The sequence below is a fragment of the Stenotrophomonas sp. STEN240 genome (assembly GCF_056756175.1).
Genome location: NZ_JBRRBO010000013.1, coordinates 14,365 through 25,619 on the forward strand (window position 1 = coordinate 14,365; position 11,255 = coordinate 25,619).

10 protein-coding genes and 1 tRNA gene are annotated in these 11,255 nt (G+C 65.3%); 4 read left to right on the forward strand and 7 right to left on the reverse strand.

Annotated elements, in window-relative coordinates:
* Positions 1-110: 110 nt before the first annotated feature.
* From bioC to bioB, 4 genes are all read right to left on the reverse strand, one after another.
* The gene (gene bioC / locus ACVOKO_RS08125; RefSeq protein WP_346498433.1) at positions 111-998 is read right to left on the reverse strand and encodes a malonyl-ACP O-methyltransferase BioC; all 888 of its coding nucleotides are present in this window, start codon (positions 996-998) and stop codon (positions 111-113) included.
* Positions 999-1,090: 92 nt separating this feature from the next.
* Entirely contained in the window at positions 1,091-1,858 is a 768-nt protein-coding gene (bioH, locus tag ACVOKO_RS08130) for a pimeloyl-ACP methyl ester esterase BioH (RefSeq protein WP_346498434.1), read from the reverse strand.
* Between the two features lie 17 nt (positions 1,859-1,875).
* Positions 1,876-3,084, reverse strand: a complete 1,209-nt coding sequence (gene bioF / locus ACVOKO_RS08135) for an 8-amino-7-oxononanoate synthase (protein ID WP_346498435.1) — start codon at positions 3,082-3,084, stop codon at positions 1,876-1,878.
* A 90-nt stretch (positions 3,085-3,174) separates the two neighbouring features.
* Positions 3,175-4,203 carry a biotin synthase BioB gene (bioB, locus tag ACVOKO_RS08140; RefSeq protein ID WP_346498436.1) on the reverse strand — a complete coding sequence of 343 codons (1,029 nt, stop codon included), beginning with the start codon at positions 4,201-4,203 and terminating at the stop codon, positions 3,175-3,177.
* 49 nt (positions 4,204-4,252) lie between these two features.
* Here bioB and ACVOKO_RS08145 point away from each other — a divergent pair, with 49 nt between their 5' ends.
* A complete protein-coding gene (locus tag ACVOKO_RS08145; RefSeq protein ID WP_346498437.1) occupies positions 4,253-4,978 on the forward strand; it encodes a double zinc ribbon domain-containing protein in 726 nt (241 codons plus the stop codon).
* A gap of 144 nt (positions 4,979-5,122) precedes the next feature.
* The gene (locus tag ACVOKO_RS08150) at positions 5,123-5,704 is read left to right on the forward strand and encodes an HdeD family acid-resistance protein (protein WP_346498438.1); all 582 of its coding nucleotides are present in this window, start codon (positions 5,123-5,125) and stop codon (positions 5,702-5,704) included.
* 158 nt (positions 5,705-5,862) lie between these two features.
* Here ACVOKO_RS08150 and ubiA read toward each other — a convergent pair whose 3' ends face one another.
* Entirely contained in the window at positions 5,863-6,756 is an 894-nt protein-coding gene (ubiA, locus tag ACVOKO_RS08155; protein WP_346498439.1) for a 4-hydroxybenzoate octaprenyltransferase, read from the reverse strand.
* Between the two features lie 126 nt (positions 6,757-6,882).
* On the opposite strand from ubiA, the gene ACVOKO_RS08160 reads away from it, so the two are divergent.
* Positions 6,883-6,959: transfer RNA gene (locus ACVOKO_RS08160), tRNA-Arg, on the forward strand.
* Positions 6,960-7,095: 136 nt separating this feature from the next.
* Here ACVOKO_RS08160 and ACVOKO_RS08165 read toward each other — a convergent pair.
* Positions 7,096-8,052 (reverse strand): hydroxymethylglutaryl-CoA lyase, encoded by a 957-nt coding sequence (locus ACVOKO_RS08165; protein WP_346498440.1) that lies wholly within the window; start codon positions 8,050-8,052, stop codon positions 7,096-7,098.
* Positions 8,049-9,098 (reverse strand): hypothetical protein, encoded by a 1,050-nt coding sequence (locus ACVOKO_RS08170; RefSeq protein WP_346498441.1) that lies wholly within the window; start codon positions 9,096-9,098, stop codon positions 8,049-8,051. Before ACVOKO_RS08170 ends, ACVOKO_RS08165 begins: the two co-directional genes overlap by 4 nt.
* A 408-nt stretch (positions 9,099-9,506) precedes the next feature.
* On the opposite strand from ACVOKO_RS08170, the gene ACVOKO_RS08175 reads away from it, so the two are divergent.
* The gene (locus ACVOKO_RS08175; protein WP_346498442.1) at positions 9,507-10,922 is read left to right on the forward strand and encodes an aminotransferase-like domain-containing protein; all 1,416 of its coding nucleotides are present in this window, start codon (positions 9,507-9,509) and stop codon (positions 10,920-10,922) included.
* Positions 10,923-11,255 lie beyond the last annotated feature (333 nt).

The following is an 11,255-nucleotide window of genomic DNA, read 5'->3' on the forward strand; positions in this document are numbered from 1 at the left end:
CCTCTCCCGCTTGCGGGAGAGGGGTTGGGGTGTGGGCAGCTTTTCGCTGGTAAAGCCCTGCCGAGCATGGCTCGGCACTACGGAGCAGCGCCTGCTCCTGTCCCTAATCCCTATTCCTGCGTCTTGCGCCGAATCGGAATCGCCGACAACGGCACGCTCGCCACGTCATGCCCCTGCTCACGGATCGGCGCGCCCGGTGCCGGTGCCCAGGCATGCGCGTACACAACTTCCCAGCTACTCGGCAGCTTGCCGTCGGCGCGGCGCAGTGGCTCGTAGGCATCGCGTGCGGCAGCAAAACGGCTGCGGCCGGTCAGGGTGTGGCGACGGTTGTGCATGGCGTTGGTGGCGCCAATCGCCTTGAGCTCGCGCATCAGCGTTGGCAGGTCGTCATAGGTCAGGGTGAACATATCGCGGTCCAGCACCGGATCGCGGAAGCCGGCCATCATCAAGGCGTCGCCGAACTGGGCGATCTGCACGAAGTGGCTTACATGCGAGGTGTCGTCGGCCTGGGCGAATGCCTGGCGCAGTTCCACCAGCGTGTCGTGGGCGAAAGTGGAACAGACCAGCAAGCCATTGGGCTTGAGCACGCGGCGGAAGCCGGCAAATACCGCCGGCAGGTCTTCCACCCATTGCAGGCATAGGTTGCTGTAGATCACGTCCACGCTGTTGTCGGCCAGCGGCAGGGCGCGGGCATCGGCGCAGATGCGCGAGAACGGGCGCCACCAGCCAGCCTGCTTCCTGGCTTCGGCCAGCATCGGCAGGGCCAGGTCCAGCGCGATCACCTGCGCCTTGGGCCAGCGCTTCTTCATTGCCGCAGTGGCATGGGCCGGGCCGCTGCCCACGTCCAGCACCACCTGCGGTTGCCGGTCTTCCAGGTAGTCCAGCGATTCCAGCAGCCGCTTGGCTACTTCCTGCTGCAGCACGGCGGCGGCGCGGTAGCTGCTGGCGGCGCGCGAGAAGGCGCGGCGGACGTGTTTGGGGTCAAACAAAGAAGACATGGCAGTAATTCGGAATTCGGGTTGGGAACGGCGGTGCTTTCAGCGTGGCTGGAACATGATCGGCCAGGCTGCAGCAATGGCTGCGTAACCGCTCACGCGCAGCCAGCAACAAACTGTTGCAGCAGCCCGGCGACGTGGTCGGCATGGCCAAGGAAGGGGGCGTGGCCGCCACCGTCGATGGTATGTGCGGCATGCAGGCCCGGCGGAGCCAATGCCGCAGCCTGGTGCATGGCCTTGGGTGGCACCAGCCGGTCGCGCTGGCCGCCTATCCACAGGCCGGGTTTGTGCAGGCTGGGCAGGCTGCCGCGCAGGTCGCTGCGCTCCAGCAAGGCCAGGCCTTCGTGCAGGGCGCGTGGTGCCGGCTCACCGCGCTCGACCAGCGCATCGCGCAGGGTGCGCAGTTCGCTGCGGGCGTGTTGGGAGCCCATCACGTCCAGCGCGAGGAAGCGCTCCAGCGTGCCGCGATAGTCCTGCTCCAGATCACGCCCGAACTGCTCGAACACCACCGGCTCCACCGCGTCGGGCCAATCGGCATCGCGGACGAACCGTGGCGTCGCCGCCAGCATCGCCAGGCCGCGCACCTGCGGCAGCGTGGCGGCGCCATGCAGGGCGACCAGCCCGCCCAGCGACCAGCCGCACCACACCGCTGCCGGGGTGGCGCTGGCGATGGCGTTGACCAGGTAGGGCAGGCGCAAGGGGGTGGTGTCGTCGCGGCTGTGGCCGTGGCCGGGCAGGTCGACGATGTGCAGTTCGAACTGCGGCGCCAGTCGTTCGACCAGCGGCGCGAAGATACCGCCATGCAATGCCCAACCGTGGATCAGGACCAGGGCCGGTCCGCTGCCGGTGACGTGGATATGCATGGCGTTACAACCGGTTCTCAGGCAACGGAATTCAGCGACTTCTGGTACAGCACCACATCGCGGGCTTTGGCGATGGCTTCCACCAGCGCCTTGACCTGCTCCAGCGTATGCAGCGCCGACAAGGTCACGCGCAGGCGCGCCTTGCCTTCGGGCACGGTCGGCGGACGGATCGCACTGACCAGGAAGCCGGACTGCTCCAGCGTCGCCGACAAGGCCATCACCGTGGCTTCGTCGCCGCATAGCAGCGGCTGGGTCGGGGTTTCCGAGGCCATCAGCTCCAGCCCGTTGCGGCGGGCGCCTTCGCGGAAGCCGGCGATCAGTTCGGTGAGCTTTTCGCGGCGCCAATGGTCGCGCCGCGCCAGCTTCACCGCCGCCAGCGAGGCAGCCGCCTGTGCCGGTGGCAGTGCGGTGGTGTAGATGTAGGGGCGTGCGGTTTCGGCCAGGTGCTGGATCAGCGCTTCGTCGCCCACCACCACCGCGCCGTGGCCACCCAGCGCCTTGCTCAGCGTCAGCAGCTGCAGCGGAACTTCGTTCACGCCAAGGCCGGCATCGGCCACGCAGCCGCGGCCGTGCTCGCCGACCACGCCAATGCCGTGCGCGTCGTCCACATAGAACAGCGCCTCCTGCATGCGTGCCACCAGTGCCAGTGAGCGCAGCGGGGCGATGTCGCCATCCATGCTGAAGACACCGTCGGTGGCCAGCATGGCGGCGCCGTCGGCGGTGTTCTTGAGCTGGCGCATGGCGCCTTCGCTGTCCAGGTGCGGATAGCGGCGCAGGCGGCAGCCGGCCAGACGGCTGGCATCGAGCAGGCTGGCGTGGTTGAGCCGGTCCTGCACGCAGATGTCGGTTTCCTCGCTGAGCAGCGCCTGCTGCACGGCCAGGTTGGCCATGAAGCCGCTGTCGAACAGCAAGGCGCGCGGGTAGCCGAGCCAGTCGGCCATCTCGCGTTCCAGTTGCTCGTGCAGGCTGTGGTGGCCACAGACCAGATGCGAGGCGGTGCTGCCGGCGCCTTCGCGGCCGACGGCGTCCTGCAGTGCGGCGATCACCTCGAACTGTTGCGACAGGCCGAGGTAGTCGTTGCTGCAGAAGCCGGTCAACCAGCGGCCGTCCAGCTCCAGGCGCACCCCATCACGGCGGCTGATGCTGCGCCGGGTGCGGATGCGGCCTTGGGCAAGCCGCAGCTTGCGCTGGGCGTTGATGCGCTCGTGGATGTCAGGACGGGCCATGGCAGTGTTCATGGTCAAACGGGCAGCTAGCGTACTCGGTTGCCTGTAAGAATGCCCAAGCGGCGCCCCCGCCAGGGAGCGCCCGCCGGGTCATGCGCTGTGGGCGCAGGCCGGGGCGATATCCAGGTGCACCGTGCCGGGGTGGTCATGGTCCTCGGCATCCACGCTGACCTGCATCGGGCGGATGCCCAGGCGGGCAAACAGGGCCTGGTCGCGCTCGGTATCGGGGTTGCCGGTGGTCAGCAGCTTCTCGCCATAGAAAATGGAGTTGGCGCCGGCCAGGAAGCACAGCGCCTGCAGCTCGTCGCTCATGCTCTCGCGGCCGGCCGACAGCCGCACCATCGAGCGCGGCATGACGATGCGGGCCACCGCGATCATGCGCACGAACTCGAACGGGTCCAGCTCGGCACTGCCATGCAGCGGGGTACCGGCGACCTGCACCAGGCGGTTGATCGGTACCGAGTCCGGGTGCGCCGGCAGGTTGGCCAGCGCCTGCAGCAGGCCGGCGCGGTGCTCGCGGGTTTCGCCCATGCCGACGATGCCGCCGCAGCAGGTCTTCATGCCGGCGTTGCGCACGTGCTCCAGCGTATCCAGCCGGTCCTGGTACTGGCGGGTATGGATGATGGAGTCGTAGTAATCCGGCGCGGTGTCCAGATTGTGGTTGTAGTAGTCCAGCCCGGCGTCCTTCAGGGCCTGCGCCTGGTGGCCTTCGAGCATGCCCAGGGTGGCGCAGGTCTCCAGGCCCAGCGACTTCACCTCGCGGATCATCGCCGCGACCTTGGGGATGTCGCGGTCCTTGGGCGAGCGCCAGGCCGCCCCCATGCAGAAGCGCGAGGCGCCGGCCTGCTTGGCGGCGCGGGCGCGGGCCACCACGCTGTCGGTGTCCATCAGCTTCTGTGCGTCCACGCCGGTGTCATAGCGCTGAGCCTGCGGGCAGTAGGCGCAGTCTTCCGGGCAGCCGCCGGTCTTGACCGAGAGCAGGGTGGAGACCTGTACCTGCGCCGGGTCGAAATGCTGGCGGTGCACGCTGGCTGCGCGGTGCAGCAGCTCGGGGAAGGGCAGTTCGAGCAGGGACAGCAGCTCTTCGCGCTTCCAGTCGTGGCGGAGGACAGTGGACATCGGTGTTACCTGACAGATGGGGCGATGGAAGCGGCGCAGTCTGGTCAGCATGGACATTGCTGTCAACCATCAAGTGAAAGATTGGGTTTACAGGGTTGGGGGCCGCTTGTCGGCGCTGCTGTTCCCACCGCGTTGCCTGGTATGTGCCGAGCCGGGGCTGCCGGGGCGGGACCTGTGCCTGGCCTGCAGTGCCGGCCTGCCGTGGCTGTGGGCTGCTTGCCGGCGCTGTGCCTTGCCGCTGCCCGGTGCCGATGCCGCGTCCCTGTGTGGCCCTTGCCAGCGCTCGTCCTCGCCCCTGCAGGCGGTGCGGGCGGCGTTTGTTTACAGCGCGCCGGTTGACAGCCTGCTGCTGCGCTTCAAGTTTCACCATGATCTGAGCGCCGGGCGTTTGCTGTCGGCGCTGCTGGTCGATGCCGTGGCCGGCGCGGAGCGGCCGCAGGCGATCGTGCCGGTGCCGCTGCACCTGTCGCGGCTGCGCCAGCGCGGTTATGACCAGGCCTGGGAGCTGGCCAAGCCGGTGGCGCGCGCGCTGCAGCTGCCGCTGTACCGGGGCTTGCAGCGGCGGCGTTCAACCCAGCCGCAATCGGAGCTGGATGCGGTGCAGCGCCGTCGCAATCTGCATGGCGCCTTCACTGCGGTGGGGCAGTTGCCGGCACATGTGGTCCTGCTGGATGACGTGATGACAACCGGCGCGACCCTGCACGCCGCCGCGCTCACCCTGCACCGCGCCGGCGTGCAGCGGGTAGATGCCTGGGTCTGCGCGCGGGTGCCGTGAATGCCGCCAGCGCGGGGGTGATATCGCTCGCCTGGCAGCAGGCTTGAAATCGGCCATGTCATCTCTACATGGTGATTGGTACAGCGATGGGCCTAGACTGGGTCCAAGAGGCCTTTACACCTGTTCAATCATGAGGAGACAGACATGGGTACTTCCCCTGAATTTCCTGCTGGTTCGTTGTTTGGCACGGTGACACGCAACTGGTGGGTGCTGCTGCTGTTCGGCCTGTTGGCGGTTGTTTTCGGCGTACTGGCGGTGATGGCACCGGTACGTACCGCTGCCGTACTGGCCTGGTGGCTGGGCATCATGGCGGTTGTCGAGGGCGTGGTGGTGCTGATCTCGGCCTTCAAGGGCTCGGCGCCGGTATCGCGCGGCTGGGCGGTGTTCTACGCGCTGGTATCGATCGCTTTCGGCGTATTGGCGGTGATCAACCCGCTGGCCACGGCCAGTGTGCTGCTGCTGTTCCTGGCCGCTTGGCTGGTGGTGGGCGGCATCTACCGCATCGTATTCGCCATCCGCGTGCGCAAGCAGATCAGCGGCGAGTGGATGCTGATACTCAGCGGCTTGCTGGCGGTTGCCCTGGGCGTGATGTTCGCACTCAACCCGATTGCCGGCCTGGCGGTGACCTCGCTGTGGATCGGCGTGTTGGCATTGATCTACGGCGTGCTGCAGATAATTGCGGCGTTCCGCCTGCGTTCGCTGGGCAAAACCATCGGCGCGGTCTGAGGCTGCTTGTAGGAGCGGCGTAAGCCGCGAAGCAGATAGTCCGTCAGATCCAGGGAGGGCTGTGCTTCCGACATTGTGGGCTTCGCGGCTTACGCCGCTCCTGCAACGGGACAACGGCACAGCAACAACAAAACGGCCCGCATTGCGGGCCGTTTTTTTCAATCCAGGTACTGGCTGGCGACGATGCCGGCAAACAACACCGCGCCCACCCAGTTGTTGTGCAGGAAGGCCTTGAAGCAGGGCTCGCGCTCGCGCTCGCGGCAGATCCAGAACTCATAGACCACCAAGGCCATCGCCACACCAATGCTCGCCCAGTAGGCCCAGCCCAGGCCTGCGCGCTGTCCGACCAGGGCCATCGCGGCGAAGAACAGCGCGTACAGGATGCCCTGGATGACCAGGTCCAGGTCGCCGAACAGGATGGCGGTGGAATGCGAGCCCACCTTCAGGTCGTCGTCGCGGTCGACCATTGCATACCAGGTGTCGTAGGCGGTGGACCAGAGAATATTGGCGGCATACAGCACCCAGCCCAGCGGCGGAATCTCGCCCTGGATGGCGGCAAACGCCATCGGGATGCCCCAGCCAAAGGCCATGCCCAGATAGACCTGGGGCAGGTGGGTATAGCGCTTCAGATAGGGATAGCTGGCGGCCAGGAATACGCCGATGAAACTCAGGCCGATGGTCAGGCCGTTCAGGGTCAACACCAGCGCGAACGCGACCAGCATCAGCCCGGCGAACAGCGCCAGCGCGGCTCGGCCGGAGATCGCACCGGTGGCCAGTGGGCGTTCCTTGGTGCGTTTGACGTGCGGATCCAGCCAACGGTCGGCGTAGTCATTGATCACGCAACCGGCCGAGCGGGTCAGCCAGACGCCGGCACTGAACACAAACAGTATCCATAGCGGCGGCAGGCCGTCAGCGGCCAGCCACAGCGCCCACCAGGTGGGCCACAGCAGCAGCAAGGTGCCGATCGGGCGGTCGGCGCGCATCAATTTCCAGTAGTGCCCGAACCGCGAGGTGGTGCCTGCGGTGGACGGTGTATGTGGGAGACGGCTCATGCGTAAAGGTTACCAGCTGACCGGATTTTTCCGCCCGCCCGCAGCGATCTGCCGATGGGGGCAGACCTGCGAGCGCTTTTGCCGTTAGAATGCGCGTCCGCCCGGCTCAGCCGTGCGGTACACAATGCGCCCGTAGCTCAGCCGGATAGAGTAGTGGCTTCCGAAGCCATTGGTCGGGGGTTCGAATCCCTCCGGGCGCGCCAGATTCAACCCGCTTGTTGCGCGGGTCGCCAAAGCCCCGCATTGCCGGGGCTTTTGCTTGTCTGCGATCAGCCCGCCCTTGCGGTTGGCGCCGGCCCGCCGCGCGTGCAGCGCCGGTTACGCCGCCGCGATTGCGGCTCAGCCTGTTCCGCAAACCGCGGTGTGCTGCCTGGCGTGGCTTCGGCTGGCGCGCAGGGTGCGGCCTACGCGCGATTCGGTCCTGCGTTCAAGCACGCAATTGATGTAGTCGGCTGCCAGCAGCAGCCCGTCCAGATCGACATGACAGCCAATTCCCAGCTCGCTGAACGCATGGACGAGGTCCTCGGTAGCCAGGTTGCCCGCCGCGCAGGGTGCATGGCCGTCGCCACCCAGCCCTGAAATGGCACCATCAAAGGCGCGCACGCCATGTTCCAGTGCCTGGATCATGTTGGCGATGCCGAACCCGTAGGTGTCACGGAACTGTGCGCCCAGCCAATGCAGCGGCACCTCCGCCGCACATGCGCGCAGCAGCTTGCCTACCGACGCGGGCGTGCCGGAGCCGGTGGTGTCGCACAGGCTGAGCTCACGGCAGCCCATGGTGTAGAACGCCGCTGCCATACGTGCGACTTCTGCCGGTGCCACCGCGCCGCTGAGCGGGCAGTGGATGACGGTGGAGAGCGAGGCGCGCACCTGGATGCCAAGCGCCAAGGCCCGCTCGGTGATCTGGTCGGCACGGCGCAGGCTCTCGGTGACGCTGCAGTTGAGGTTGGCGCGACACCAGGCGTTGGAAGCGGCCGAGCTGATGGTGATGTCGCGGCAACCGGCAGCGACTGCCAACTCGAATGCCTTGATGTCGGCCACCCTCACCGCGCGGATGCGGCCGATGGGTGTTGCCCCCAGCTGCGCGCAGAGCGCTGCGGTATCGGCCATCTGCGCAGGCTGGCGTGATGCGCTGAACGCGCCGATTTCCATTTCCGCGATGCCGGCAGACTCCAGCAGTTCGATCAGATTGATCCGCACCGCCATGGGCAGCACTTTTACATGCTGCAAGCCGCTGCCTGCGCCAACTTCGATGATGCGCACATGGTCTTTGCCTTCGCCGGCCCCGTCCATCATTGCGTGCGCAACCTATCGAGCAGGTCGATGGCGTAGTCGCAGCGGATCTGCTCCGCGTTGTGCAGGGAGCGCGCAAGCGTGGCGATTTCATCGTCGCGAGCGCCGGCCATCACCGCCAGGTCGTGCGCGTGCAGGCCAGCCTGCGGCTGCGTGGCCGTACCTGCATCGGCATGCAGGCTGGCCAGGCTGTGCGCCAGGCCGATGGCGGCAATGGCGTGATTGGCCTGGAGAATGCCGGGTACGCCGATGGTTGCAGCGGGCATGCCGCTGCCGTGTTCGGCCAAGGCGGTAACCAAGGGCAGGGCGATCCTGCCGCATAGGCGACCCCGATGATCGCGGTACCAGATGCACAAGGGTGCATCGTTGTCATGCTGTGCCGTCCAAATACTGCTGTGGCCCGTAACCGTCGGCGTGCTGGTCAACATTGAATTGACCACACGCACGATACCGTCGTTGTGCATGGCCATGCGGCCAGGCGTGGTGCAGATGTGGCGGTGCAGGTCGACAATGCGCGCGGCCAGCGCATCGGCCTGTTGCGGGGCCAGTGCGAAGCAATGCGCATCCAATGCCACCTGCGCGCACAGCAGCTGGCGGTCGTCGGCAATGCCGCTTGTCGATGTCCTGTTGCGTGTGCCTTGGGTCAGCTGTTCGATCAGCGGCGCCATTCTCGCGATCATCATGTCGAGGGCGCGGCCATCGGAACTGTCGGGTACCTCGACGATCAGCTCGACTTCGAGACGCGCACCCTGCGAGCGGCACTGGCGTGCACGGACGGTGATGTCCTTGCAGCCACCGCCCAGCGCCGCCAGCATCGGGTTCATCGTATTGGCCAGGCCGATAAGCTCATTGCGTAAACGCAGCACCTGCAGCCGCGCGCTGTAGACATCGTCGATGCCGGTGAACTGCATGCGTGAGCGGATCAGTGGGCTTGCACGGAAGGTGGTGAAGCCCCCGGCGTGGCGTGCAAGCGCTGCAATGCGGCGGACACCGGCAGTCCACTGCACAGCCATCGGCACCGGTATTCGCTGCTCGATGCCATTGATCAACAGATCTTCAAGGAATGCGCGCTGATTCGCTGGCGCATCCTGACTTGCGCGCAGTGCCGGGCCTGCCGGCGATGAATTCCTCGCTGCGATTGTTGTCGCCTGCGTCGCGGGCGCGCATGAAGATGCAAGCGTTGCAGTCGATGCAAGCGCTGCTGACGTTGCATGCACGGGATGTGCAGAAGTTGCGTTCACATGCATCCTTTCGATTGCTCTTGTGTCGAGCAGAATTGCGCAAAGTGCAAGGCAGAATGTGCTCCGCCAAACACGTGCGGCAGGTACAGTTTTTACGGACAGCGCATGGCCGAATGTGGATCCGCCAATTCATCTCGTAATGTCTATTTATGCTCTTTACAGCGTGCGCGGACGCGTAGATACAGTTAGCGCCCAATAAATTTCGTATGGATTTTTATGCGCTCTGAACCACGTAGAATTTCTTTGTCGGAAAAGGTGGCCATGGATATTGGCCGCCAGATATTGGCTGGTGTCCTGAAGCCGGGTGACAAGTTGCCATCGTTGCGCGAGTACGCGCGATTGAACGGCTACTCGAAGAACACGGTGATCTCGGCATTTGATCTGCTTGGCGAGCGTGCGTTGGTGGAGGCGCAGCACGGCAAGGGATTTTTTGTGCGCGGTGTGGAGGCGCCACCCGAACGCGATATCGATGAAGAGCCGGTTGGCTACAGCCGAGTGATCGATACGCTGTGGTTGATGCGCCAGCAGGCCATCCGTGAACCTGGGCGCTCGCATCTTGCCGAGGGCTTTCCGCCGGTTGATTGGTTGACGTACATGCGGCTTGACCGCTTCCATCGCCAGGTTGCACGCAGTGGCACCGGCAGCCTGTTCCGCTACGGCAATCGCTATGGCTACCTGCCGCTGCGCCAGCAGTTGATCCGGCGCATGGCCATGCACGGCATGGAGCTGGGCCCGCGCCAGCTGGTGACCACTTTTGGCGCCAACCATGCATTGGACCTGATCATCCGGCGCTACGTCGCGCCCGGTGACACGGTGCTGGTGGAGCAGCCCGGCTATTACCCGCTGTTCGGCAAGCTGCAGCTGCAGGGTGCAAAATCGATTGCAATCACCCGCCGCGTCGACGGGCCGGACCTGGCGGAGTTTGAAACCGCGCTGCAGACCAGCAAGGCACGCGTGTTCTTCATGCAGACCACGGCACACAACCCTACCGGCACGGATGTCTCCCCGGAGGTTGGCAAGCGCCTGCTGGAGTTGGCCGCAGCGCACAATGTATTGATCGTCGAGAACGACGCGATGGCGGACTTCAAGCCCAACTCTGCGTTCCGCCTGTCTTCGTTGTCGCAGTTCAAGAACACGCTGTACGTGGGTAGCTTCTCCAAATCGGTTTCCGCGGCGTTGCGCAGTGGCTTCATTGCCGGCGAGAACGCACATATCGAAGAGCTGGCCGATCTGAAGATGCTGCTGCATATCGGCAGCAGCGAGTACGGTGAGCGCGTGTTGGAGGCGATTCTTCGCGAAGGAAATTTCCTGCGCCACGTTGGGCGTTTGCAGGATCGCGTGCGTGCCGCCACCGCCGAAGGGCTGGAGGTTCTGCAGCGGCTTGATGCCACCGTCTACGCCGCGCCGGAGCAGAGTCTGTATCTGTGGGCGCGTTTCGAAGGCATCGATGACACCCGTTTGCTGACCTCGCGGCTGCTCTCACGCGGCGTGGTGCTGGCGCCGGGCGCGTTCTTCAATGTCGATACGGAGCAGGTCTCACCGTGGACGCGTTTGAATGTCGCCTATTTGAACGACAGTGTCTTCATCGACTGCATCCGCGAAGAGCTGGATCAATTGCCGGCAATGGCCTGAGCGTGGCCTGTGGTCGCAGGTCTGCCGCGACAGCATGATGAGCGCGGGCATGCGTCGCCTTCGGGCGACGCATGTAGCGTTCCTGCGGCAGGGTTTTCTGAATACGTGTTTGTGTTGTCTGAGGGCGATGTGAGCGTAGGGAAAACCCTCACGCATCGATGTGCAGTGCTCATTCCTGCACAACAACCGCTATGTCCTGCCGTCGGCCGCATATTGCCCGGCTTAGCCAGCGGCCTGCTGGTAGGTCATTGGCGGAGCGCCTGGTAGGTGTAGTGGGTAGGCGGTTATCGGGATGCCTTCTGATGTTCGCTGCGCGCGCTTTTCATCTGCGCA

Bases quoted from the DNA above. Each gene is read 5' to 3' on its own strand.
- bioC (WP_346498433.1), bottom strand. From the start codon at position 998: ATGTCTTCTTTGTTTGACCCCAAACACGTCCGCCGCGCCTTCTCGCGC.
- bioH (WP_346498434.1), bottom strand. From the start codon at position 1,858: ATGCATATCCACGTCACCGGCAGCGGACCGGCCCTGGTCCTGATCCAC.
- bioF (WP_346498435.1), bottom strand. From the start codon at position 3,084: ATGGCCCGTCCTGACATCCACGAGCGCATCAACGCCCAGCGCAAGCTG.
- bioB (WP_346498436.1), bottom strand. From the start codon at position 4,203: ATGTCCACTGTCCTCCGCCACGACTGGAAGCGCGAAGAGCTGCTGTCC.
- ACVOKO_RS08145 (WP_346498437.1), top strand. From the start codon at position 4,253: ATGGACATTGCTGTCAACCATCAAGTGAAAGATTGGGTTTACAGGGTT.
- ACVOKO_RS08150 (WP_346498438.1), top strand. From the start codon at position 5,123: ATGGGTACTTCCCCTGAATTTCCTGCTGGTTCGTTGTTTGGCACGGTG.
- ubiA (WP_346498439.1), bottom strand. From the start codon at position 6,756: ATGAGCCGTCTCCCACATACACCGTCCACCGCAGGCACCACCTCGCGG.
- ACVOKO_RS08165 (WP_346498440.1), bottom strand. From the start codon at position 8,052: ATGATGGACGGGGCCGGCGAAGGCAAAGACCATGTGCGCATCATCGAA.
- ACVOKO_RS08175 (WP_346498442.1), top strand. From the start codon at position 9,507: ATGCGCTCTGAACCACGTAGAATTTCTTTGTCGGAAAAGGTGGCCATG.